We start from the raw sequence: 26,372 nt of genomic DNA, 5'->3' as shown, positions 1-26,372 counted from the left end.
ATTTATTATTATTTGTAATGTTAGCTTTGCCCGCCTACGCTTTAGAAGTAACACCCATGGTAGTTACTTTTTCACCAAATGGCGTGTCAAATGGCGCATCTAGTTTAGTACACAATCAGTTACCACGTGATATTGCCTTTGATATACAGGTATACGAAATTCAATTTACACAAGATGAACCACAATTAGTACCGTTAGAAAATTCGCCATTGTGGGTGTTTCCGCCGTCGTTATTGCTACAAGCAGGGCAAAGTCAGCGTATTCAATTTAGATGGCTAGATAAAGTACTACCAACCACAGATAAAAGTTACCAAGTTAGCTTGATTGAGCAACCATTAAACGCTCACTTAGCAGACAAAGCATCGCAATTGACCATGCTGCTTAATGTGAACTTAATTGTGCATGTTGATCAACCGCAGTTAATAGCAGATTTAGCCGTTGGGCAGTCTCATATTGAGGGAACAGACATTATGGTAAATATAATAAATAAAGGCCTAGGTGCGAGTCGATTAAGTGATTATGAGATCAAGTTAACTGATGAAAGTTCTGGAGTATTAATAGAGCGCATTTTAAAGCAACAATTAAAAGCACAAGGCTATGATGTGTTTTTTGCACCTAATAGTAGCCACTATATAAAAATACCTAAACCAAAATCGATAAAAAAGGATAGTTTTAAAAGCTTACGCTTAGAATTAATGAGGTAATAAATATGCGTATATTTATTTGTTTATTATTAATTTTATTCACTCAAGTAAGCCTAGCAACAATAAACCCATCTAACCGAACGATTGAGCTAAGTGTTGAGGCTGAGCTTAATAAAACAGATATTGGCAGAGTAACACTTGCAGTGGAGCCAGGTGATAATTTACTACTTAAGTGGGACGAAGTTGAAACAGTGTTCAATGAAAAACTCTATCCACAAGGTCTTACTACATTAAAAGCTAAAGTTGTTGATGGTATGCTTAGCAAGCAAGCGTTAGAGAAATTTGGCTTTGTGATTAACTTTGACTTAAGCGACTTTAGTTTAAAAATAAATGCGCCTCTTAACTTAACCCGCCCGCAAACATTAAGCTTAAAATCAAACGATAGAAGACTACAAGCGTCTGAAGTTGCAAACTTAAGTGGCTTTGTTAACCTTTATTCTAGCTATTTATACCAACAAAATAGTATTACAGATACAGAGGACAAACAATTAGCGGCACGCGCTGAAATGGTAATGAACTGGCGGGGATGGGTAGTAGAAAATGAACTTGAGTATTTATCAGATGTTGAGGCAACTTCACCTAATGTAAAGCGTTTAGGTACACGCTTAGTTCATGACTTGCCGTTAAAAGGAGCTCGCATATCAATAGGCGATAATTACAGCTCGGGTAGTTATTTTCAATCTACGTCACGTATTCTGGGCGTGTCGTTTGCTCATGATTTTTCATTGGTTTCCGATAGACAAATAAGGCCCAGTGCATCTAGAAGTTTTACCTTAGATAGTCCGTCCTCGGTTGAAGTGTTAGTCGACGATAGGATTGTACAGCGATTAAATTTAACAGCAGGCATATATTCATTAGATGATATTCCATTGAATGAGGGGAGTAATAATATCAGCTTGCGGATCACTGATATTGCAGGTGTCGTACGTTATGTTAATTTTGACGTTACTACAGGGCTCGACTTATTTGCAGAGGGACAGCTAGAATATGAAGTCCATATTGGGGTGCCATCAGAATTAACAGATCAGTTAGATTATAATGATGATTATCCGTTAATCAGTACTTACCTCGATTATGGTATATCGCCAAGTTGGACTGTTGGCTTTGCAGCTCAAGCTGATGAAATTGTGCAACAGGTTGGATTTAAAAATATTTATGCAGCTAAATTAGGACAAGTCGCATTTGAGAACTCAGTTAGCTTTAGCGATAAAAGAGGTTATGCGTATAGACTTGTATACAGTAACTTTACCGATAATAGTGATAAACATCTGGATTATAGTTTTGGCTATGAGTACTCTACTAAAGACTTTCGAGCACTAGGTTATCGGCCTGAGCTGCAAGATAGTGCCCGCTTACTAGAGCATTTAATCCAAGCTAACTATAGTTTTTTTAATAGCCCTACTTTACGCACCTCTTTTTTTGCAAATGTATCAAGAGCGCATGACCAAGTTCAATTTGATAAATCTGCAGGTGTTAACTTTACAGGTGATGTAAGTAATGGCAATTGGCGCTATAGCTTAGGCGCTCAATGGGATGAAATAGCAGATAATGCAGAGTGGGGAATTAGGCTCTCTTTAACCTATAAGTTTAGTAATGATCGACGTTTAAAGTTATCTCACCAATCACGTAGAAACAAAACACGTTTAGAGTACACCCAAGATGCTAACCAACGCTATGTAGGAGCATTTAGTTTAAGAACAGGAATTGAACATAATGACCAAAATGAAGCATTATTTGACTTAAACACGCAATATAATGGCAACCGGTTCTTAGCAAGTTTAGATCATGCTAGCTTTTATGAGCAATTAAATGCAAGTTCAGCTTATCATCAAAGTCGGGTAAGCTTTGCATCCAGCGTAGCATTTGCAGGAGATGATTGGGCAATAGGTAAGCCTATATACGACAGCTTTGCTTTAATTAAACCCCACTCGAGCCTAAAAGATAAAAAAATAACCTTGGGCCAATATAAAGATCAATACAGAGCAAATAACGCAGATTTTGACACTATGTTATTAAACGATCTTAGCTCATACGATAGTACAGTTGTTTCTGTTGATATTGATGATTTAGCGCCTGGTTACGATTTAGGTTCTGGTTTAGTGGTATTTTTTCCATCTTATCGCAGTGGTCACAGTGTAATGATTGGTACTGCTGCAAATATATCGGTTATCGCCACTTTACTTGACCAACAACAGCAGCCATTAGCTTTACAAGTTGGCGTTGCTATTTGTTCTAGCGATAAAAGTAATAAAGAGCATAAGTTTTTTACTAATAAATCAGGTCGTTTTGCACTAACTGGGCTTATACCTTGTAGTTACGAAGTTAAATTAAATAATAGCGAAAAATCGCAATTTATTTTAGATGTAAAAGAAGGTGAGCAACTACAAAGAAAAGGAAATATTTATGTACACTAAAAAAATGGTTACTTTTATTAGCGGCTTTGCTTTATTGCTTTTACCTCATATTAGCTATGCACAGTGTAATGCAAGGTTAGATAATATTGCCCACCTATTTGATGACTTTGATCAGTACCATGCATTACAAAAAGTAGATGCAAAAAAGCAGCTGCGCATTAATGTAATAAATGACGAGCAGTGCCAGCTGCATATAATATTAACCAGTGAAAACCAAGCGCAGCTAAAAGGCGCTTTTCAAAGTATTGCTTATCAATTTCGCAGTGATACTCAGCAATTAGTCAGCTCATCAATTAGTCGTTTACAACTAGTAGAGTCAGCGGCTGAAGTTAAACTTTTGATCCCATCGGGTACACCGGTAAAGGCAGGGTTATACACAGATAGATTGCAAATAAAACTTTATGATCAAAATAATCAGCTGCTCGATGAGCGTCAACTTGACATTGAAACAGATATTGCCCCAAGAACCAGCCTGTCGGTGCTTGGTTATAATACTTTTGCAAATACCATTAACTTAGGAGAGTTAATACCTCTGCAAGAATACGCTATGTTACCTAGCCTGCAAGTAGTGACTAATTCAGATGTTCGGCTGCGTGTTAGCTCTGATAATAAAGGTAAGTTAGTGCACAGTATGTATCAGCAACAATATGCGATAGATTATAATTTAGATTTGGCGGGTAATTGGTTAGGATTGAGTCATGATACAAATAAAACGTTTTCATACGCTGGGCAAACTGTGTTTTTATTGCCACTTAAAATACAGTTAGCTGACTTTAAAGAGCAAGCCGCTGGTGAGTATACAGATACTATAAGGTTTCAAATTAGCCCACTTAACTATTAACTTTGTTTAAGTTTTTTTGACACCATGCAAGTGCTTGCTGCTTATTTTTAACGGCGATTTTTTGATACACCTTATGTAAATGAACTCGCACAGTTGCTTCGCTGATAAACAGGCTATCGGCAATAGCACTGGAGTGCATTCCTGAAAACAGTAAGTTTAAAACTTTAATTTCTTTACAGGTAAGGTTATTCGACTGCAGTGTTGTTTGTTGCTCGCTAGCCAGCATTTGCCTCATCCAACAATCAGTAACTGCGCGAGGAAACCAAAGTTCTCCCTTATTAATCGCTTCTAACCCTTGGTGAAAAAGAGCTTCGTCTGTATTAGCATAAAATAAGCCCTTTAAGTTAGGCCATTCTTTTAATGGAATAACATCACTGTCTTTAGGCACGTCAAAAATAACAAGCCCTTGGTGCTCATTTTTTAACATAAACTGATTAATTAGTTCATAGTTAGTGATAACGTTAAGTGCTTGATAATTTACCAGCAGTATATTGTATTGTGTCGCCACACAAAATAAAGAAGTATACCCGGAAGTATTTAAACACTTTATCTGTTTATTCGTTACATTTTCAATTGCCATAAATTTATTCCATACACTTAAGTATTAATACTATATTCCTAAGTTCAGTTAATATCAATGGTGGAATAATGTACAAATCGTTTGTTATTTAACTTAAATCGCTTGTTTAATTGTAGTATACGCAATAGGCTCTGTGGGTTTATTTACCTCTTCATTTTAATAATTTAAGGTGAATGGCGTTTTACTGAATAACTTTTAGCGAGGAGTTGTGGCGCGGCAGGGTTTTTATTAATAAAATATTAGAAAATGATACATATCATCTTGTTTATATCATATAATTTACATCCAGAGGAAAGATGCTACAACGCATCTTTTTTTATGCCTACAATTTATATTTTATAAAAATATAACGCATAACAAAACCTATACCCTTTGGAGATTATTTTTGAAATTACGCAACCTCTCACCGTTAAGCTTAGCAATTATTGCTGCACTCACTACCTCAGTAAATGCAGAAGAAACCAAAACAACAGCAAAGCAAGACGCGTTTGAAAAAATAGAAGTAACCGCTCGTAAACGTACAGAAAGCTTATTTGAGTCTCCAACCGCAATTACATCAATAGGTGCAAACCTCATTGATAAAGCCAATATGAGTAATTTAGAAGATATTGGTAAGTATGTACCTAATTTAAATATTACTCGTTATGGCGTGGGTAACTCGGCACATGCATCTGTGTTTATTCGCGGTATAGGCCTTCAAGATCATGTTATTACTACCGATCCTGGTGTTGGGGTTTACTTAGATGGTGTGTATTTAGGCCGTCAAATGGGGTCAAATTTATCGCTACCGAATGTTGAGCGTGTAGAAGTATTGCGTGGCCCTCAAGGTACTTTATATGGCCGTAATACTTTAGGTGGCGCGGTTAATGTAATAACCAAGCAACCAGGTGATGAAGGCATTTTAACAACGACTGCAAAAGTGGGTAGCCGCGGTCGTGTAGCAGGCGATATTTACTTTAATAACGCATTAACTGATGATTTAAGTATGTCGGCAAGTGCGTCATACAAGCAGCGTGATGGGGTGGGTACTGCAGTTAATTTAGCTAACCCAGAAAAGGAAATTGGTGAAGAGCAAGAGTTTAGTGGCCGTGTTGCATTTAAATACCAAGCAACTAGCGACCTTGCATTTACTTTTTCTTTAGATGGCGTTGATAACGAATCGGGCCAATCGCCTTATACAATTGAGCTTACCGCACCACTTGATCCAAATGATGAGAACAATGGCGATTTCCCATTATTAACACCAGACTTAATTCCGGCAAATCCAGATGATTTAGGCACAACCGTTGCGGGTATTGAATCAACTTCTTACTCAGGTTGGGGTACTTCATTTGCTGCTGACTGGGCAATTAACGACACTTATACAAGTAAGTTTATCTCAAGCTACCGTACCTCTGAGTATGAAGGTGGTTTAGATGATGATGCATCAGCGCTTAATTTATCTGAGTTTCCAGAGCAAGGTGGTGCAGATCAATACTCATTTGAAGTTCAGTTAAACGCAACGTATGACAACATGGACTTTGTATCTGGCTTATACTTTTTTAATGAAGATGGTTTTACCCGCTCAGAAGACTTTGTATTTAGCCCATACAATACGCCTGACAGTTTTGGCTTCTTCGAAATAAATCAAGAAACCAACTCTTATGCTGCTTACTTTAATGCCGGCTACGATTTAACCGACGATTTAAGCATTGGTGGTGGCCTGCGCTACTCAAAAGATAAAAAAGAAGCGAATGCGATTTTTCCATCTTTTGCCGAACGTAAATATGTATCTGCAGACTTTGATGCTGTGACATGGGATATAAATGCTTCGTACCAGCTTAGTAATAATATGAATGTGTATGGTCAAGTTCAAAAAGGTTACCAAACAGGTGGCTTTCCACCGCGTCCATTTGGCGGGCCTGATCAGTTTTCATCATTTGATGAAACAAAAGCAATTAACTACGAAATTGGCTTAAAAGGCCAAGTACACGAAAATGTATCTATGATGTTGGCTGTATTTGTAACTGACTACACAGATTTAGCGCTGCCATTTTCAGACCCTACTTCGGGCGGTGGTTTTGTAACTATCGTTGAAAATGCTGGTCAATCAAAAGCGCAAGGTATTGAGCTTGAAACAACAGTAGCCATTACTGACGACTTTACTATTCGCAGTGCAGTGGGTTACTTAGATTCAGAAATTAGTGAAGTAGCAGCAGGCGTACAAGGAATTGGTAAAGGCGATTCGCCTGCATTAACACCACGCTGGACTGTGATGATTGCGCCTTCATATTTTATGGATTTAAATAACGGTGGCACTCTGGCTTTTAATGCAAACTACTCGTACCGCAGTGAAATGCAAGGTCAGTCAGTATTTAACTATAGCGAAACAATTGATTCTCGTGAGTTAGTTGGCTTTAATATTTCTTACACTAACCCGTACGGCGATATGGAAGTAACATTATATGGTGAAAACGTATTAAACGAAGTGTACGATGTAGGACGCCTACAACAAACTGGTTTTGTTGGCGTTATGCGCAGTAATGACCGCAGTGAATTTGGTTTAAAGTTCAAAAAAGACTTCGAGCTGTAAACTAATTTAGCTAACGCATTTAAACAAAAAAGGTAAGCCGCGGCTTACCTTTTTTAATATTAGTAGGGCAAAATTAATCTTTGTTAAGATCTTTACGTGCTTGCTCAATTTCTTCGGCAATTTCACGTGCTTTTTGTTTGGTTTTTTCGGTTAGCTCGCCTGCCGTTTCTTTACTTTTTATCCACGCATCAACAGCAACTTCTTTGCCGTCATCGTACATATCTAAACCCATTGCTTTACTTTGCTGTAATAACTGATTAAGCGACTCGTCATGTTTAATTTCGTGAGTGGTTTCTTTTACTTTAGTCCACGCTTTATCTAGCTCTTGCTGTACTTGAGCACCGGTGTCTTTGGCGTCTTCTTTGATCTCTTTGGCATCTTCACACGCGGTTAATGTAAGTAAAGTGCCTAATAATGCTAAACCTGCTAATTTATTCATGTGTAATTTTTCCATCGATATAAAATAATATTTAACACCATTATAAGTAACGAAAATGAACATACCCGTAACAAAACGATTAAATTTTAAATTAATGGATAAAAGTGATTGCCCTAAGCTGTTTAAATTGGCTCAATACTTGGTGTAACTACGGTTTATTGAGCCCCGAGCATTGAGCTCGGGAGTTATTAGAATTAGCCTATTGCGGGTATTAATCCGGCCATTTGTAAGCCTTGGGCACTAATAATAGTTAAACCGCATAATGCTGCAATGGCTAAGCCAATATTACCGCTGCGTACTTTATAACCTGTGTTCTGTGTACTTTTACGTTGCTTATAAACCATAGCTACAGGTAAAAAAACGGCCAAAATAACCAAGGCAATCGCTGCGTAGCCAAGCGCCATAATAAACCCTTGCGGATAAAATATGGCAAAACCAAGAGGAGGTATAAAGGTAATTAATGCCGTTTTAATTCGATCCGCTTTTGTATCTGCTTTTTTGAAAGTGTCGGCAAAAAAGTCAAACAAACCTAAACTTACACCCAAAAATGAAGTGGCCAATGCAAGATCAGCAAATAACTTAACGGCAGTGGCAACGTTTGGGTTGTGCGCAATGCTCGCCATGCTTTGTACAAAGCCACTTAAACCTTGGCTATTGAGCAAATCATTTTGATTCATAATACCCTGGCTTAATATTTGCCAAAAAATATAAATACCTAACGGTAGCGTTGCACCCGCTATCATTACTTTACGCAGTGTTTTTATTTCTAATCCTACGTATTTAACAATTGAAGGAATAGAGCCATGAAAGCCAAATGAGGTAAATACCACCGGAATAGCCGAGAGTATTAAGCCTTGCTCTACTGGCATTTCAAGTAAATGTTGGCCATGTACATAAGGCGTTAACATATAAAACAGGCTGGCAAGTACCACAATTTTTATTGAAAACAGCACTCTATTAAATTTATCGACCTTACTGGTACCCAGAGTTACGACACCAGCAATTAAAACCGCCAGTAAAACAGAGGCCAGTTGCGGTGCAATACTCACGTTAAACCCCGTGTTTATGCGATCTTGAAGTTGTGCGCCACCACCAGCAATATAAGCTGCACACAAAGCGTAAAATAAAAATATCACCGAAAAGTTAGCTACATATTGCCCACGTTTGCCAAGCCAAAGTTTAGCTAAGGTATTTAGCGTCGCATCGCGAGGAGCATATTGATGGAGCTCAAGCATTAGCAGTGCAGTGTAGGTCATTAATAACCAACAACCGACAATTAATGTCAGCGCAGTACTAAACCCTAGTCCGGCTGATGCAATTGGTAAGGCCAGCATACCTGCACCTATGGTAGTACCTGCAACAATTAACATGCTACCTATTGTTTTATTTTTAAGCACTTAATGATCCTGATCAATCTTGAGAGGTACGCAAGATATAACTAGTTAACCAAAACTTAAATAGTTTTGTTATAAAAGAAATAAAATAAAGTGTAATTATCTATTTACAACTGTAATTTAAATGCATCTTTTATTAATATTAACTATTAAAAAAGTGCTTTAAGCGTATAGTTTATTTGAAGTTTTTTGAGTTTTATTGTTAATGGCTAAGGAGCGGCATGTGCCAATTAAAGTATCGTACTTTATAATGGTTCTTATATGGTCAACCACACCATTAGGTATAGTGTGGAGCAGCGATACAGTATCGCCAACATTAGCGGTTTTATTACGTATGTTGGTAGGGCTTACTTTAGGTGCTGTAATTATAGCTATTACGCGTATTAGGGTGCCGTGGAATAAAAATGCCTGCTTACTTTATTTTTACTCTAGCATAGGTATTTTTGGTGGCATGTTACTTAGTTATATGGCGGCTAAAACAGTGCCCTCAGGCATTATTTCATTAATGTTTGGCTTAGCGCCTATTTTATCGGGCTTACTTGCCCAGCAACTCCTTAACGAGCCTAAGTTTAGTGCAATTAAGCTAATCGCACTGACATGTGCCCTAATCGGATTATATTTTGTCAGCTATAACCAAATTAAGCACTCGCAAACTCAGGGGCTTGGTTTGTTATATGTGTTTATAGCGGTGTGTTTTTTTAGTTTAAGTGGAGTGATGATCAAGCGGGTTAAAATTGCTATTCATCCTATGGCAACTACATTTGGTGCTCTGGTGTTTGTAACACCTTTATTTTTTATTGCTTGGTTGCTGCTAGACGGTGAATTAAATATACAAAATTGGAGTGCTAAATCAATATGGGCTATTGGTTATTTAGGAGTATTTGGCTCATTGTTAGGAGCGCTGGCGTATTTTCATGTATTACAAAACTTAAATGCCAGTACTGTTGCACTTACCACGCTTATTACCCCAAGTTTTGCATTAGGGCTTGGCGCATGGCTTAATAATGAACCGCTTAGCAAGGAGCTTATTAATGGTGCGGTTATTATTTTACTAAGCTTAGGTGTGTTTCAGTTTGGCGAGCAAATAGTTAATCGAAATAAGCAAAAAATATGATGTTAAAGCATCATATTTTCGCTATTTGAATTACTAATCTACGGTTTTTGTTGCGCCCTAAAATAGTATCGTTAGTGTCTACAAAACGTTTTTCACCTAACCCATCGGTATGCACTTTAGTTTCATCAACACCTAAACTAATCATATAATCTTTAATTGCTTTAGCGCGTGTTTTAGAAAGGTCTAGGTTATTCCATCGACCGCCATAGCTATCGGTATAAGACGCTATATTAATTGACTCAATACTTGGATCATTTTTTAAGTATTCAGCAATTTTATCTAAACGTTGCTGCGAAGATTTAGTTAATTTACTGCTGTTAGACTGATAGTTCATTACCGTAAACGAAATATCTTCAAAGCTATATGGCAGTAATTCATCGCGGCATTGTAAAAAGGCCCAATAGGCTTGTTTAAAATTAACCCCCGACATGCCTACGGCAATTTTATCGGCACTATTTTGCCAGTCTTGATAATAAAAAGTAGGCTGATTACCTTTTTCAAGTTCGGTGAGCATTTCCCATGCGGTTTTATTACCCAGTTCGCCGTCAAACTTTTTAAGTAACTTCATGTCAGCTATATCGCGAACTGGCGTACCGGCTCGCCATGCTGGTGGCACTGCTTTTAAGCCCGCAATAGCATAATTATCAGGGCGAACAACCATATCTAAATTAAAAGTAAGGTCTTTGTTTTTACTTGCATTAACATTAAATATGGCTTCCCCATAATATGGAACTTCATGATTTAACTGGCATTGTAAACGAGTGGTTTTAACTACTTGCCAATTAGAGTTGTCTTGATCGGCAATGTATTGGCGCATAGCACCATAGCTGCTATAACTGCAAAGTGCGCTGGTAATACCAAGGCTAATAAATAACAACTTAAACTTCATCGGGAATTCTCCAGTAAATCAGTATTGCCAATAATTTGGCAAAATACCGTGTAATAGCACTTAATAGTAAACAATACTGAGTAAGCTCTAACTGCAAAGCAAATTACATGCCTATAGTTTTAGCTATAATTAATCAATAAATCCCCTAGCCGAAAGGCCCTCAATTTTGACATAATAGATGGCTTACACCTACAAACCAAGAAGACTATGGCAAATACTGAGCAAACACTTTTCGCAAAACGCTTTCGTGGCTTTTTTCCAGTGGTAATTGATGTTGAAACTGGCGGGTTTAATAAAGATACCGACGCTTTATTAGAAATTGCAGTATCTGTTTTAAAAATGGATGACGAAGGATTGCTTAGCATAGATCACACGGTGCACTTTCATGTAGAACCGTTTGCAGACGCTAACATTGAACAAGCGGCCATTGAGTTCAATGGTATTGATCCATTTTCAGCACTGCGCGGTGCCGTGCCTGAAGAGCATGCAATTAAAGAAATTTGCAAAGTTGTGCGCAAAGCGCAAAAAGCAGCCGGCTGCCAACGTTCAGTTGTGGTTGCGCATAATGCAGCATTCGATCATGGTTTTTTAAATGCAGCAATAGAGCGCAATAATATAAAGCGCACGCCGTTCCATCCATTTGTAAGTTTTGATACTACATCGTTAGCAGGGCTTGCTTTAGGGCAAACTGTACTTGCCAAAGCATGTAGAGCAGCGGGTATTGAATTTGATAATAGCCAAGCACACTCAGCACTTTACGATACAGAGCGTACCGCTGAGCTTTATTGTTTAATAGTGAATCGCTGGCAACAACTAGGCGGTTGGCCACTAGCGCCATTAGAAAACACCGATACTGAGTTACAAGTAGATGATATTGACAGCGATGATGCTAAAACGTCTGAGTAATTTTACCTTCGCTTAGTTTGACTAAATGGGGCGGATAAATACGCGAAAACTGCTTAGTGTCTTTTGCTATTTTAAGCTCCACACCCGGATGCATTAAATCGTTAACTTTTAAGTGGCTGGTGGCCAATAGTTGCATTATTTTATGCTTAATAAGCTGTTTTTGACGTTGTAACTGGGCAGTACGTGTTTGTATATGCTGCTCGTTAAGTTTTATTTTATCTAAATATAGTTGACGTTGTGCCGGCGCTGGGATTTTGTTGGCCTTAATTCGCGCATTTTTTAGCACAGCAGATTTATCAGCAAGCAGCTTTTCAAAGTCAAAAATTTCAGTTTGCTTTTCTCTCAGTTCAAACCAATGTTGTGCTAAAAACACCTTGGTTTTAGTTCCTGCGGGCGCACCCAGCTCACCAGTTTCAAGACGCAGTGCATCTAATATATTACCGCCAATTATTTTACCGCGCGGATTGTTCGCTTTTCCTACTCTAATTAATCGCTTAGCGCGTAAATCACAATGTAAAGCCTGGCGTTCAATAAAGAGATCTTGCGCTGTTTCTATGTGGCAATACTGCGCATATCCAACGCAAATAGTCCGCTGAGCAATTATGTGGCAACTAAATGCTTCATCAACTTCGCGCTTTCGGCCAATGGCACCTAGCATAATGGTTACTGCACCTTTACTGTGTATTGTTCCTGATTCTACAAAGCCTAAAACAGTAATGTCGCCATTCGCTTTAACATGCATACCATCTTTAATATCACCACTAATAATTACGCTACCGGTAAAGTTAATATGGCCGGTGCTTACATCTACGTTATCAAAACATAACACGTCATCCACACGCATTCCACGGGGGAGGGCAACTGGTACGCCTTTGCAATCAGCTATTAATATATTTGGGTTATTAGGATCTATTTTGGTTCCCTCAAAGGGCTGCAATTGATGCTCTTTTCCGGGCTTTGCTAAAATAATATCGCCAAATACAGTATAACCATCTTCACCTAAAGTAGCCGCAACTCGCTGCATAAGTGGCGTGCCTGGTTTTACCGTAATAATTGCCCCTAAATTTTTCATATCAACTTTACCGCCTTCCTTAGCTTGCGGGCTAAGTACGCGATCTTGTGCGGTTGAACACAAACGTACAAATTTGGCGTCAAGGCCTTTTTTAGGGTTACGGCCATGCGCAATAATTGCAGAATATTCGCTTCCTGCTGGGTGCTCAAATTGCTGTCCTAAAAAGTTATCTAAGGCTTGTGGGCTTATGCCCTTACTAATACCAGCATCAAAAAGTGCTTTTTGTGCGTCTTGCATTGATAGCAATACACCACCTTTTGCCGTTTTAATCGTTGCTTCGGCTACCATATTTTTGTCATCAATATTAATAGTAATAGCGGCATTAATTGCGTGTGCAACAATTAACGATTCGCTTTGGTAATTTTTACTTTGCGTAAATAACTTACTAATATTGACAGCTATAATCTCAAAGTCACAATACTGAGATTGCTCTATCAATGTTATTAACTGTGTTGTTGTTGCTATAAAACCACTGTCTATAGGATGCTTTAATAAAGACAAGTACCCTGTTTGTTGATTAAATGAGAAAACCGACATTTATAAATTCCCTACGTAATATGCCTGTTATTATTTTATTTTTTATATAAAGATCAAAATTTGTTATTAAATAAATTTTAATCTCGTATTTGAGCACAAAGCAGAGAGTGTGTTAAGTAAATGTTATTGCTTACTCGGGTTGTTTGCATAGCTTTGCCTGTTTAATGCACAATAGTGCCTAGTAAGTAAAAATAAAGCATCGAAGGGCCTTGAGTATCAGCATATTACTCGGTTATACTAGCCGTACGCTCTGAATGAGTTACTAATTCAGGGGCTGATTAGGATTCGACGGAATTCAAGAAGCCCAAGGTGCATGTCGAGGTGCGGTTTGCCTCGTTAAACAGCCGCAACCTAAAGTAATCGCAAACGACGATAACTACTCTCTAGCGGCTTAGGCCAGCTAGCGCTCCTTCTATGTATTCTTGTGGACTAGATTTTGGAGTGTCACCCTAACACCTGATCGCGATGGAAACCCTGGCCGGGGTTGAAGCGTTAAAACTAAGCGGCCTCGCCTTTATTTACCGTGTTTGTCCGGGACTTAAAGGTTAATTAAATGACAATACTAAGCATGTAGTACCGACGGTCGAGGCTTTTCGGACGGGGGTTCAAATCCCCCCAGCTCCACCAATATCGGTTTTTAGATTCGTTTGTCTAAAAACCCTAAAAAACCCGCAACGCTTGAGAAATCAAGCTTGCGGGTTTTTTTATGGCTAAAGGTTAATTAAGATCACAGACCCATTAAGCTACTCGCCAAAGTACCCACCAAGCCGGTAGCGCTCTTTATTGAGTGTTGATGCAGTAACCGAAGCTAAGCTTTTAAAAAATGAAGGTTTAAATGAGGGGAGTAACTGAGAGTTTAAAACTGTCTGATGTAGATAAATTAATAATCAACCTTATTAGCAACGATCCTCATATTACAAACGCACAGTTAGTTGTCGCTAGCGAAACGTCGTTGAGCACCATCTAAAGGCGAATAAAGGTTTTGAAAGAATCTGGGCTGGTGAAGCGAATTGGCGCTAAAAAACGGGTTATTGGCAACTTAATACCTAATGCTCAAAAAACCAATAGCTTGTAAGAGATTTTAACAAGGTTTAACCACAACGATAGATAACTTCTTATAAAGCGCTGTAGCAGGCTGTGAAGGGCTTTTATGGGGGGATCTACCTTAGTAAATAATACTAAACTTGTATTGCTTTAGATTATTGAAAGTAAGTTGAGATTTGATACGTTTGTAAGGTTGCTGCTTAGCGATGAGATAAAGCAGTAAGTAGATACGAAGTAAACATTAAGCCAGCGCTAAGGCTGGCTTAATGTTTAATACAATAGCTTAAGTGCGGCTATTAACCGCTAACAAAAGGAAAGCTTAAATACAGCTGTATAATGAGTGCGTTGGTAATATCAATGAAGAATGCGCCCACTAAAGGTACTACTAAAAATGCCTGTGGTGAGGGGCCGTAACGAGATACTAAAGATTCCATATTTGCAACTGCGGTAGGCGTTGCGCCTAAACCAAAACCACAATGACCGCCCGCTATTATTGCGGCGTTGTAGTTTTTACCCATTACTCTAAAGGTAATAAAGTAAGCAAATAGCATTAGCATAACGGCTTGTACTAAAATCATAAATATCATTGGGCCGGCTAAGCTCAGCAGTTCCCATATTTTTAACGACATTAAAGCCATGGCTAAAAACATTGATAGCGCCATGGTGCCCCATAAGTCTATACAGGCGCGGCTTACCTTATAAATTTTAGAAAATTCAGTAAGGTTAGTAATAAAAACACCAAATAATAATGGGATTAAAAATGCTGGTAGAATAACGTCAATTGCTTTTAATGCGTCGTAGCCCATGCGGCCTAAGTACATACATAATAATATAACAAACAAGGTTTCCATCATTTTACGCGGTGTTACTAGGTCGTGATCATCTGGGTCGAAGGTAACTGTGTCATCGCGCTCTTCATGGTATGAAGTGTCTGCTTTTAAGTTGTATTTATTAATGAGGCGCCTGCTGACTGGGCCGCCAACTAAGCCACCAAGAATAAGCCCAAGCGTAGCGGCTGCCATTGCCAGTTCAAATACGCTGCTTTGCATACCATATTCATTAATAAACAAATCAGCGTACGTAGCACCACTACCATGGCCACCAGAGAGTGTTACAGAGCCGCCAATTAACCCCATTAAAGGCTCCATACCGGTTGCTACCGCAATAGATATACCTAAGGCATTTTGCACCAATAAATAAATTGTTGCGACGCCCAAAAACAGCGCGACTTTAGGGCCACCTTTAATTAATAAGCTAAAACTCGCACCCAAACCAACAGTGGTAAAAAACATGGTCATTAATGGGGTTTTAAAAGTCATATCGAATTGAAAGTTAATATCAAAGTAAACGTGCAGAATGGCCGCAATAATAGAAAAGGCAATACCACCCACAACGGGTTCAGGAATGTTGTTGTCTTTAAGAAAAGCAATTTTGCTATTGAGATAATAGCCTGCAAAAAGTATTAACAAAGAAACTAACAAGGTTTCTATAATAGAAATTTCAATATTCATAAGCGCATTTAACCTTTTTAATACGGTATATTTTTGTTTGCACATGAACCAAAGTTTGACCGTGAAGAGGTAATCAACAGATTAGCAGTTCAAAACTTTAGAGCGCCATAAGCAAAAGCAGTACCTTGCAACTTAGCAAATCATTAATAAAAAACAGGCAAAGTTTAATTTTGAGGGCAGGAGCTTAGCATATACCGGTTACCAATCAAGATGCATATTTTAAGTTTGTATACTATTTTGCAGCAAATACAGTCATAAAGCAGTCCTTATTCATTAGATTTTGTGTAGTTGTGTTTTTTTTCAACAAGCAAAGTTGGGTGTAATTGTTAAAAGTTGAATAGATAAAGGGACAGTTCATTTTTATTCGTTACGCGTTTTGGCTAATTTATAGCGGGTTATTAACTTTAAAATTGAATCTATAATTAATTGTTGTAAGCATATTTTAAACTTAATGCTGAGCTTTAATGTGCTGTGGCTTTACACAATGCTTATATTTTTTGAACGCAATTTAAACTATGCATGTTATACCTAATGGTTATACAAAATCACTAAAATAAGCCTCAATATAAGGTGTTATTCACCCTAGAGCATAAATATGGATTTATTGGCTACAGAGTTTGTTACTCCCGGTATAGCGCTGTTACTTATTGTACTTGCAGGCATTACATCGTTTGTATCTGCCGCGTTTGGTGCCGGTGGCGGGCTGATGTTATTAGTTGTTATGGCATCAATTATGCCAATGACGGTCGTGGTGCCAGTGCATGGCTTAGTACAATTAGGATCGAATGCAAATAGACTAGTGTTGAGCATTAAACATATAGATAAAAGTATGTTTATTTACTTTACGCTTGGTGGGTTGGTTGGCGCTGGCATTTCTAGCACTGTAGTTAATGATATTCAGTTAGATGGTATGAAGTTGGCGGTTGCGGTATTTGTGGTTTATTTATTGTGGGGTAAAACGCCTAAATTTAAAAACGACTCAAAGCTGGGGCGTTTAGTTGCGGGTTTAATAACGGCATTTATTTCTATGTTTGTTGGCGCAAGTGGACCGCTAGTAGCGAGTTATTTGCATATTAATAATTATGACAAATTAAAGTTCACTGCAACGTTTTCTAGCATTATGACCCTACAGCATGTGTTAAAGGCGTTTGTTTATACTGTTATTGGGTTTAACTTTTGGCAATGGTTGCCATTGGTGATAGGTATGATTGCCAGTGGTGCGCTAGGCACCTGGTTAGGTATTTATTTACTTAAACGTATGCCTACAGCACGTTTTAAAGCTATTTTTAAGGTTATATTAACACTTATGGCTTGCCAATTGGCTTGGCAAGGCATAAGTGAAATATTGCTATAAGCAGATTATTTTACCGCAGCTTTAATAGGGCTGTCGCCATCAAAAAGCTCAAAAATACAACTGCTATTACATTGATTTTGCGCAATGTTAAATAAAACATGAGCAACGTTTTCTCTGCTTATTTTTGCATTTGAACGATCGCTTGGTCGTGTTGTGCTAATAAGCATTGATGCAGCTTCGTTGGTTAATGCACCCGGTCGTACAATGGTATAACTAAGGCCGCTATTTATTAGGTATCTGTCTGCCATGTGTTTAGCTACTAGGTAAGGTTTTAGATCACTTTGAATTGCATCAGGATCGTCAGCACCTAACGAGCTCACCATAATAAAGTGTTTAACACCGTGCTCTTTTGAAAAGTTAATTGCCTTAGTAGCAGCCCACAGATCAATTAATAAGGTTTTATCAGCACCTGTACCGCCGCCTGAGCCAGCAACAAATATAACTTGCTCACAGTCTTTTACTACGTCACTAAAATCGCTTTCTAAATCTTGTTCGATAATAGTTAAATGTACGCTATTTAAATCACTTAGTTTATTTTTATTGCGCACTAAAGCGATTACATTATGCTCATGCTGGAGTAATAACTCGGTAGTCATTTTACCAATTTGCCCGCTTGCGCCAATAATTAAGGTTTTACTCATCATTAACTCCTAAATTTGTTTGCTATTTCAGCTTACAGTAGATCGTGACTCGTTGGTATACCTTTCAAGTATAGCTAACTGATTAAATTTTATTACGAATTAAATCACGCACTATAAAACGAGCAGGGTGAATAGCTTGGCTTACACGCTCGCTGAGAGGGCGCGGCTCGTTGTTTAAACTGCTAATTAAGTGTTCACTGCAAAGTGGCGCACTGCATAAAGCACGTGCACCAAAGCCGGTGAAAATATGTAGCCCTTGTTGTTTTTTACTTAGGGCTTGGTACTGATAGCGTTTACCTAAACGTAAATTAGCAAAGGCAGTTAGGTAATCGCTTTGCTCTACCCATTCTCCTGCCATAGGTAAGTGATCAATAAAACTACAACGCACTGCGGCTTTTGCTGCGGTTATATTGCCTAAGCTAGTTGCAAAATTACAGTGGCCGTAAAAGTTGAGTAATTGCTCGCGATTACTAAGGTTGTCTTGCTCAGTTACTTGTCGGCTTTTGGTGTTTTTTTCAAACGTTGCACCCATGCAATGATGATCTAAATAAGCGGGTGTAAAATAGCCTTTATGGCACAGCACTGTTTTTAGTTTAGTTGACTGCTCACTTGCCTGCACATGCGATACTTGCCCGCGTACACCAACGATTGGTAGTGCTTTAGTTTGTGCAAATGCATCGCTGTGCTCACCTGCACATATAATTACATCGCTAAAGGGGCCAAACTGTTTGCCGTTACTAAAAAGTAGCCAGCCGTTGCTGGTTTTTTTTAATTGTTCTATATGGCAGTTAAAAGTACTTTTATAAGGCGCCAAACAATGGGCGGCGCTCAACATAGCATTAACTAGTTGTGGTGGGTTTACCCAGCCACCTTGTTCAAAATAGACGCCAGAATAACCAGTAGTAACTCCGGCTATAGTATCTCCTTGCTCTGCGGTTACGTTACGCATTAATGTTTGTGGCCATAATTGCTGCTGGGCTAAATTTTCATGGCGATCAACGAGTGGCTGTTTTACTGCATGCTGCAATACACCGCACCAGCTATGATCAAAACTAAAGCCATCATTGAGTAACTGTTTATAAAGCCGTTTGGCATATAAAAAGCTATGCGCAAATAACTCGCTGTGTGGGGAGTTTTTTGCTTGTAAATGAGGGTATACCGCCCCTTGCACGTTGTGCGATGCCCCCATAGCGGGTGCAGCATCTTGGCAAAATAATTGGCTGCTAATACCTCGCTTAGCTAGGCTGTATAAAATACAGCTGCTGGCAATACCACCACCAATTACCGCCACATTACTAAGCGGGCTTGCATCGTGATTAAAATAACTTGGCGCCGATTGCGTATCGTTAGTGTGTTTTAATGTGCCAATTAGCATGCTACGTTTGTGCGCAAATCCTTTAACTTTTTGCATGGTAAAGCCTGCATCACTTAACCCACGACGAACAAAGCCGGCAGCGGTAAAGGTAGCAAGGGTGGCTCCTACTTTTGAAATGTTAACCATGGCATTAAACAGGCTTTGTTGCCACATGTCAGGGTTTTTACTCGGTGCAAAACCATCTAAAAACCAAGCATCTACTATACCTGAGCGCGGATAGCTCATTGTTTTAATCGATTCCAGTGCATCACCAAAATATAAATCGAGCACTATTGTCCCATTATTAAATTCAAGTCGATGGCAGCCTGCTAAATTAATGGGATACTGGCTGATAAGTTGCTCACTTAATAAATTAAGTTCAGGCCATGCTGTTAATATTTTGCTTAAGTCACTTACACTTAATGGGTGTTTTTCAAAGGCAATAAAGTGTAGTCGCTTTACACCATAGTTTAGTTGCTTTTGAACTTGTTGGCGTGCAAGGTGGTCAGTAAAGTGCTGGCATGTATTTAAAAAGTTAAGGCCAGTACCAAAACCGGTTTCGGCTATAACAAAATGTGCTTGGTCATGGCTTTGTAACCGTGTATCTATATTGTTTTGCTGATAAAACACATAATAAGATTCAGCTAAGCCATTATCGTCAGAATAATAAATATCATCGAAGTCATTGGCAACAGGTGTGCCTTGGTGGTTAAAGTGAATGTTGGCGTTTTTTATCATGACCCATTTAATTTTAGAGATGAAATTTTTTAATTATTTTACGTGTTTTCTTTGAAATAGTCTGGCGTTATTTATAAGCTAGCAGTTCAGAGTACAAGTGTACGCTAGAAAGCTGACCACTTAGATGATTAAATTCGCGTAAAATAGAACGCAATTAAGTATTAAGCTAAGGGAATTACCCATGAGAAGAGCCGTAATTACAGGTATCGGTGTTGTATCAAGTATTGGTAACAACAAAGAAGAAGTATTAGAATCGTTAAAAACAGGCCGTAGTGGCATTGCGTTTAACCAAGAATTTGCCGATTACAAGCTACGTAGCAACGTGTCGGGCAAAATTGATATTGACGTTAAAGAACATGTTGACCGCAAAGCAATGCGTTTTATGGGTGATGCTGCTGCCTATTCTTATATTTCAATGACGCAAGCGATTGCAGACTCAGGTTTATCTGACGAGCAAGTGTCAAACGAGCGTACGGGTATTATAGTTGGTTCTGGTGGTGGTTCATCTAAATGGCAAGTAGAAGCGGCTGATATTTTACGCGAAAAAGGCGTAAAGCGTGTAGGTCCTTATATGGTGCCACGTACTATGGCAAGCACCACGTCTGCATGTTTAGCAACACCGTTTAAAATTAAAGGTGTTAACTACTCTATTAGTTCTGCATGTGCTACATCAGCGCACTGTATTGGTAATGCAGTAGAACAAATTCAACTTGGCAAGCAAGATGTTGTTTTTGCTGGTGGTGGTGAAGAGCTGCACTGGACTTTAGCAATGGAATTTGACGCTATGGGCGCACTTTCTACTAAGTACAACGAAACACCAGAAAAAGCATCGCGTACGTACGATGCAAACCGCGATGGTTTTGTTATATCTGGTGGTGGCGGTATTGTTGTGGTTGAAGAGCTTGAACATGCTCTTGCTCGTGGCGCACATATTTACGCAGAAATTGTTGGCTATGGTGCAACGTCTGATGGTTACGACATGGTTGCTCCTTCAGGCGAAGGTGCTGCACGCTGTATGCGCCAAGCTATGCAAGACGTAGAAAGTATTGATTATTTAAATACGCATGGCACATCTACTCCAGTGGGCGATGTTAAAGAGCTTGGCGCTATTCAAGACGTATTTGGTGGTAATTCACCAATGATCAGCGCAACTAAAGCAATGACAGGCCATGCCCTAGGTGCGGCGGGTGTTCACGAGGCTATTTTCTCTTTATTAATGCTAGAGCATGGCTTTGTTGCACCATCAATTAATATTGATGAATTAGACGAGCAAGCTGCAGGCCTTGATATTGTTACTGAACGTCGTGATGTTGAGTTAAATACTGTAATGTCGAACAGCTTTGGCTTTGGTGGTACAAATGCCACGTTAGTTATGAGTAAATATAAAGGTTAATTAGTTTCTTACTAAATACCCAAAGCCGAGCATTGCTCGGCTTTTTAGTTTGTGCAAAGCCTAGGTTGTTCGTTACAATAGCGACCCTTAATTGCCAAACGGACTCTGTATGAAAATTCTTGCCGATCAGAATATGCCTTTAGTTGAGCAGTACTTTGCAGACATTGGTGAAGTTGAGCGTTTTGATGGGCGACAATTAACAGCCGATCAACTAATAGACGTAGATGTGCTGCTTACTCGCTCAGTCACTCAGGTTAATAATGAGCTTTTAGCACACGCTAACAAACTAAGCTTTGTTGGCACCGCAACAATTGGTGTTGATCATATTGATACGCAATTATTAAATGATAAAAATATTGCCTTTAGTAGCGCGCCAGGCTGCAACGCAATTGCGGTAGCCGAGTATGTAATAAGCAGTTTATATGCCTTAAGCCAAGAAAACGCCCGCCCACTTAATAATCAAACAATAGGTATAGTTGGCGTAGGCAGTATTGGCAGTTGTTTGGCGCAAAAATTACAAGCGCTGAATTTAACTGTACTTTTATGTGATCCAATAAAACATGCGCAAGGCTTATTAAACGAGCACGTAGCACTTGATCAATTACTTGCGCAGTCAGATATTGTAACTTTTCATGTTCCGCTTATAAAAAGTGGCGAGCATAAAACGCTACATATGATGGATAAAGCCAGATTAAAAGCGCTCAAACCCGGGCTTACGTTAATTAATGCAAGCCGTGGTGATGTGATTGACAATCAAGCATTATTAGAAGTGATGCAAGCGGGTGCCGATTTAGATTTAGTGCTTGATGTATGGGAAAACGAACCCACTATTTTAACTGAGCTATTGGAGCATGTGCGCTATGCAAGCGTTCACATTGCAGGGCACACCCTTGAAGGGAAAGCCCGTGGTACACAAATATTGTATCAAAAGTTTTGTGAACTCAAAGGGATAGAAGCAACAAAGTCGCTCGACGAGTTTTTACCCGTGCCTGCAATTACGCAAGCTACATTAGGACAAAGTTTTAATGAAGCTGATATTGCGCGTTTGGTGCATTTAATTTACGACGTACGCCGTGATGACGGTATTTTACTGCGTGATTTAGCGAATAACGGTTTTGATAGTTTACGTAAAAACTACCCTGTAAGACGAGAATTTAGCACTTTAACAATACAAGGTGATAGCTCGCAGCTAGCCGCTTTAGCCCAGCTTGGGTTTACTGTTGCAAACTAATTTAACTAGCGATGTTGTTTTAATATCGCTTAAAGAGGAATAAATATGTCGCAAAAATATAACGTTGTGGTACTTGGTGCTACAGGTTTAGTTGGTCGTCAAATCATTGAAACATTAGCAGATCGTAAATTTCCAGTGGATCAACTTTTTTTACTTGCTAGCAGCCGCAGCGCAGGCGAAGACATTAAGTTTTGTGGTGAGACCATTGAAGTACTAGATGTTGAAGGCTTTGACTTTAGCCAAGCGCACATAGGCTTCTTCTCTGCTGGTGGTAGTGTGTCAGAGCAGTACGCGCCAATTGCTGCAGATGCTGGTTGTGTAGTAATCGACAATACATCATTTTTTAGAAATGATTTTGAAGTCCCTCTAATCGTACCAGAAGTTAACGCAGCAAGCTTAGCCGATTTTAGAAACCGTAACATAATTGCCAACCCTAACTGTTCAACTATTCAGATGATGTTGGCACTAAAACCAATATACGATGCTTACGGAATTGACCGTATTAATGTATCAACATATCAAGCAGTGTCGGGCGCAGGTAAAAAAGCGGTTGATGAGTTAGCAAAGCAAACCGCTAACTTAATGAATGCCCGTCCAGTTGACAGCGATATATTTCCTAAGCAAATTGCGTTTAACGTGATCCCACAAATAGATGCATTTGAAGATAACGGCTACACCCGTGAAGAAATGAAAATGGTTAACGAAACGCATAAAATATTAGGCGATACTACCATTGCAGTAAACCCAACGTGTGTAAGAGTACCGGTGTTTTTTGGTCATTCAGAGTCAATCAATATAGAAACACGTATGCCATATGACCTTGAACACGTAAAACAGTTATTAAACGACGCGCCAGGTGTTGAGCTTATTGATGATGCGGGCGATTACCCAACAGCGGTATCTGATGCCAGCGGTAATGACACAGTTTATATTGGTCGTTTACGCGCCGATATTTCACATCCACATGGTTTAAATATGTGGGTTGTAAGCGATAATACCCGCAAAGGTGCAGCAACAAATAGCATACAAATTGCAGAAGAGCTTATTGCTAACTACATGTAATTACTTATAGCTTTAAAGCAAAAAAAGCGGTAAACATTATTTGTTTGCCGCTTTTTGTTTATATGGCTGTCAATTAATTGCCGCATATAATTTAAAAGCGTATAAAGATGTTGATGTAACAGATTTAAATACTTTTAATTATAAATTTAAGGTATTTATTTTCAAAGTGTTGCGATGGATATTAGTGGCTAACTGGTTTATAGTTTGTAACTGGAATAGAGCTTGCAATAAAAATAGATTGTAATAAAAAATGTGAGTCAGCCATTTGGTTGATAACGGCAAGAATAATCAATGTTTATGCGCCCACTTTGTGGCGCTACGTTAACATTTAAACATTAAAGGATCAGCATGCGCGGTTTAGCTTCACTTATTATATTGGCGTCTGCATTGATAGTCACTTCTGTTTACTCTCAAGACAGTACCCAACTAAAGGGGCCTAAAGGCGTTGACTATGGTGTGCAAGGACGAGCAATAGGGCCAATAAAACCGACCGATACACTCTGGCGTATTGCTGTTAAAGTTCGTCCTGATAACTCTGTAAGCATTTATCAAGTTATGCAGGCCTTGTATAACAAAAATCCAAATTCATTTTTAGAACAAAACCTTAACCACATGCAAAGTGGTGCCTATTTAAACATACCCACCTTAGCTGAAATTAAAAGTGTTAGCTCTGAGCTAGCAAGACAGCGCTCTGAACAAGACGACAAGTTATGGGAAAAAAAGAAAAACGGCACGCTAACGCAAAGCGAAATTAATACAGCTCAAACCAAAGTAACGCAAGCGCGTAAAGTTGACGTAGACGAAGCTAAAAAAGAATTACAAAAAGAATTAAATGACATAAAAACGGATCAAAGTAATAGATTAGTTGAGCTGCAACAGCAATTTAAAAGTTCGGTAAACAATGTTGAAGAAATATTAGTAGAGAATAACAAGCTTAAAAAACAACTCACAGGTATTTCACAAGAGCTAAAAAACTTACGCGAGCAACTAGGGCAAGACAGCGAAATACAGCTGCAACTTAAAGAATTAATAGTTAAACAAAATGAAATAATAGCGCAACAAAAAATCAAAGACGCCAAACAAGATGCCGAATTTGACTTAGGAGCCTTGCTATCTAATCCGCTGGTTTTAATTTTGTTAATGACTATACCTGCATTATTAATTATTTTTGCCGTTGTAATGTTGTTACGTAAACGCGCAAATAACACAGAACAAAATAACCAAGAAGATGAAGAGTTTTTACCGCAAACTCCCGTTTATAGCAGTGATGACAGCGATGATGTTGTAAGTGCAGCTAGCCACGACGATCCTATTATTCCTGATCCGTTGGATGATTTAAGTGTTCAATTAGATGACGGTATTTCGGATGACGCGCTGTTAGATGACGATGTAGCGTTTGACGACTCATTAGACGATAGCAATTTATTAGATCAAGATGAGTTAGAAAGCTTACTGAGCGATGACATCATTTTTGATGATGAAGACGGCCAAGACGATGATGAGCTCGATATTTTTATGCAGCAAGGCTTTGATGAGCCTGTAGATGACAGCTTAGAGGACACTATTGATTTAGACTTAAACACATCACAAAACAGTGATGATATTTTAAGTGCTGATGATTTAGATAGCTTATTTGATGAAGACGATAGCTTACCAGAAATTGAATCGAGTGATAGCGACAAAGTAGCACCAGAGAGTGGGGATTCTCACGATGAAATATCTGCCTTTAGTGAAGAGTTAGCAAGTGAAGATGACGATTTTGATATTGATGATTTATTAGAATCAGAGCAATCATCAATACCAAAAAATACAGAAGAGTTGGTAGAGGAAAACGACGACTTTGACTTAGATGATATCGACAGCTTAATCGATGAAGTAAGTGAGCAGGACGATGCTCTGCCTGAAAAGCAAAGCAGCGCTACAGAGCTCGTAGAAGAAAACGACGACTTTGATTTAGACGATATCGACAGCTTAATCGATGAAGAAAGCGAACAGGGCGATGATCTGCTTGAAGAGCAAAACAGCGCTACAGAGCTAGTTGAAGAAAACGACGACTTTGATTTAGATGATATCGACAGCTTAATTGACGAAGCAAACGTTCAGGGCGATGATCTGCTGGAAGAGCAAAACAGCGCTACAGAGCTAGTTGAAGAAAACGACGACTTTGATTTAGATGATATCGATAGCTTAATCGATGAAGCAAACGAGCAGGGCGATGATCTGCTGGAAGAGCAAAGCAGCGCTACAGAGCTCGTAGAAGAGAATGACGACTTTGATTTAGATGACATCGATAGCTTAATCGATGAAGCAAACGAGCAGGATGATGATCTGCTTGAAGAACAAAGCAGCACGACACAATTAGTTGAAGAAAATGATGGTGTTGATATTGACGACATCGACAGCTTAATCGACGAAGTTAGCGAACAAAGCGATGAAGAGCAGCCTGAAGCAGCGCTTGAAGAGCAATATAATACAGCTGAGTTAGTAGAAGAAGCTGATGACTTTGACTTAGATGATATTGACGATATCGACAGCTTAATCGATGAAGTAAGTGAGCAGGATGATGAAGAACAGCCTGAAGC

Annotated in this window: 19 protein-coding genes and 1 other RNA gene; 12 read left to right on the top strand and 8 right to left on the bottom strand. The window is 38.9% G+C overall.

Annotated features, from left to right (window positions below):
- Positions 1-17: 17 nt before the first annotated feature.
- The 3 genes from I6F41_RS08865 to I6F41_RS08855 are packed head-to-tail and all read left to right on the top strand — an operon-like array spanning position 18 to position 3,959.
- Entirely contained in the window at positions 18-704 is a 687-nt protein-coding gene (locus tag I6F41_RS08865) for a hypothetical protein (protein WP_231613476.1), read from the top strand.
- Positions 705-709: 5 nt separating this feature from the next.
- Positions 710-3,118, top strand: coding sequence for a fimbria/pilus outer membrane usher protein (locus tag I6F41_RS08860; protein ID WP_197108200.1), 2,409 nt, complete (start codon positions 710-712; stop codon positions 3,116-3,118).
- Positions 3,108-3,959: a hypothetical protein gene (locus I6F41_RS08855; RefSeq protein ID WP_197108198.1), complete on the top strand. Its 852-nt coding sequence runs from the start codon at positions 3,108-3,110 to the stop codon at positions 3,957-3,959. The genes I6F41_RS08860 and I6F41_RS08855 overlap by 11 nt, the downstream gene beginning before the upstream one ends.
- Here the strand turns inward: I6F41_RS08855 and I6F41_RS08850 are convergent.
- A complete protein-coding gene (locus tag I6F41_RS08850) occupies positions 3,949-4,539 on the bottom strand; it encodes a LuxR C-terminal-related transcriptional regulator (protein ID WP_182684175.1) in 591 nt (196 codons plus the stop codon). The genes I6F41_RS08855 and I6F41_RS08850 overlap by 11 nt on opposite strands.
- A gap of 385 nt (positions 4,540-4,924) precedes the next feature.
- Here I6F41_RS08850 and I6F41_RS08845 point away from each other — a divergent pair, with 385 nt between their 5' ends.
- Positions 4,925-7,111, top strand: a complete 2,187-nt coding sequence (locus I6F41_RS08845; RefSeq protein ID WP_197108196.1) for a TonB-dependent receptor — start codon at positions 4,925-4,927, stop codon at positions 7,109-7,111.
- A 73-nt stretch (positions 7,112-7,184) separates the two neighbouring features.
- On the opposite strand, the gene I6F41_RS08840 is transcribed toward I6F41_RS08845, so the two are convergent.
- Entirely contained in the window at positions 7,185-7,550 is a 366-nt protein-coding gene (locus I6F41_RS08840) for a hypothetical protein (RefSeq protein WP_041454510.1), read from the bottom strand.
- Between the two features lie 194 nt (positions 7,551-7,744).
- Positions 7,745-8,947 carry an aromatic amino acid transport family protein gene (locus I6F41_RS08835; protein ID WP_182684173.1) on the bottom strand — a complete coding sequence of 401 codons (1,203 nt, stop codon included), beginning with the start codon at positions 8,945-8,947 and terminating at the stop codon, positions 7,745-7,747.
- Positions 8,948-9,167: 220 nt separating this feature from the next.
- Between I6F41_RS08835 and I6F41_RS08830 the strand changes: the two genes are divergently transcribed.
- Positions 9,168-10,058, top strand: coding sequence for a DMT family transporter (locus tag I6F41_RS08830; protein WP_197108194.1), 891 nt, complete (start codon positions 9,168-9,170; stop codon positions 10,056-10,058).
- 10 nt (positions 10,059-10,068) lie between these two features.
- On the opposite strand, the gene I6F41_RS08825 is transcribed toward I6F41_RS08830, so the two are convergent.
- Entirely contained in the window at positions 10,069-10,947 is an 879-nt protein-coding gene (locus tag I6F41_RS08825; RefSeq protein WP_086998494.1) for a flagellar protein MotY, read from the bottom strand.
- A gap of 207 nt (positions 10,948-11,154) precedes the next feature.
- Here I6F41_RS08825 and rnt point away from each other — a divergent pair, with 207 nt between their 5' ends.
- On the top strand, positions 11,155-11,853 hold the full coding sequence (rnt, locus tag I6F41_RS08820; RefSeq protein WP_011328771.1) for a ribonuclease T: 699 nt from the start codon (positions 11,155-11,157) through the stop codon (positions 11,851-11,853).
- Here the strand turns inward: rnt and I6F41_RS08815 are convergent.
- On the bottom strand, positions 11,837-13,462 hold the full coding sequence (locus I6F41_RS08815) for a DUF342 domain-containing protein (RefSeq protein ID WP_197108192.1): 1,626 nt from the start codon (positions 13,460-13,462) through the stop codon (positions 11,837-11,839). The two genes, rnt and I6F41_RS08815, sit on opposite strands and share 17 nt — an antisense overlap.
- 270 nt (positions 13,463-13,732) lie before the next feature.
- On the opposite strand from I6F41_RS08815, the gene ssrA reads away from it, so the two are divergent.
- Positions 13,733-14,089: a transfer-messenger RNA gene (gene ssrA, locus I6F41_RS08810) on the top strand.
- 713 nt (positions 14,090-14,802) lie between these two features.
- Here the strand turns inward: ssrA and gltS are convergent.
- Positions 14,803-16,017 carry a sodium/glutamate symporter gene (gene gltS, locus I6F41_RS08805; RefSeq protein WP_011328742.1) on the bottom strand — a complete coding sequence of 405 codons (1,215 nt, stop codon included), beginning with the start codon at positions 16,015-16,017 and terminating at the stop codon, positions 14,803-14,805.
- A gap of 595 nt (positions 16,018-16,612) precedes the next feature.
- Here gltS and I6F41_RS08800 point away from each other — a divergent pair.
- Entirely contained in the window at positions 16,613-17,371 is a 759-nt protein-coding gene (locus tag I6F41_RS08800) for a sulfite exporter TauE/SafE family protein (protein ID WP_197108190.1), read from the top strand.
- Positions 17,372-17,376: 5 nt separating this feature from the next.
- Here the strand turns inward: I6F41_RS08800 and I6F41_RS08795 are convergent, their stop codons facing one another.
- Positions 17,377-18,012, bottom strand: coding sequence for an NAD(P)-binding oxidoreductase (locus I6F41_RS08795; RefSeq protein ID WP_011328740.1), 636 nt, complete (start codon positions 18,010-18,012; stop codon positions 17,377-17,379).
- Positions 18,013-18,094: 82 nt separating this feature from the next.
- Positions 18,095-20,104, bottom strand: coding sequence for a bifunctional tRNA (5-methylaminomethyl-2-thiouridine)(34)-methyltransferase MnmD/FAD-dependent 5-carboxymethylaminomethyl-2-thiouridine(34) oxidoreductase MnmC (gene mnmC / locus I6F41_RS08790; protein ID WP_197108188.1), 2,010 nt, complete (start codon positions 20,102-20,104; stop codon positions 18,095-18,097).
- Between the two features lie 181 nt (positions 20,105-20,285).
- Here mnmC and fabB point away from each other — a divergent pair, with 181 nt between their 5' ends.
- The 4 genes from fabB to I6F41_RS08770 form a co-directional block, all read left to right on the top strand.
- Positions 20,286-21,497 (top strand): beta-ketoacyl-ACP synthase I, encoded by a 1,212-nt coding sequence (gene fabB, locus I6F41_RS08785; protein WP_011328738.1) that lies wholly within the window; start codon positions 20,286-20,288, stop codon positions 21,495-21,497.
- A gap of 109 nt (positions 21,498-21,606) precedes the next feature.
- Positions 21,607-22,728: a 4-phosphoerythronate dehydrogenase gene (locus I6F41_RS08780; RefSeq protein WP_086998476.1), complete on the top strand. Its 1,122-nt coding sequence runs from the start codon at positions 21,607-21,609 to the stop codon at positions 22,726-22,728.
- Positions 22,729-22,773: 45 nt separating this feature from the next.
- Entirely contained in the window at positions 22,774-23,790 is a 1,017-nt protein-coding gene (locus tag I6F41_RS08775) for an aspartate-semialdehyde dehydrogenase (RefSeq protein ID WP_011328736.1), read from the top strand.
- A gap of 348 nt (positions 23,791-24,138) precedes the next feature.
- On the top strand, positions 24,139-26,372 hold a 2,234-nt coding region (locus tag I6F41_RS08770; protein ID WP_331460880.1), incomplete at its 3' end, for a FimV/HubP family polar landmark protein.

The sequence above is a fragment of the Pseudoalteromonas sp. SCQQ13 genome (genome assembly GCF_015864415.1).
Lineage (GTDB): Bacteria > Pseudomonadota > Gammaproteobacteria > Enterobacterales > Alteromonadaceae > Pseudoalteromonas > Pseudoalteromonas nigrifaciens.
This window is presented reverse-complemented; position numbering and strand designations above follow the sequence as displayed.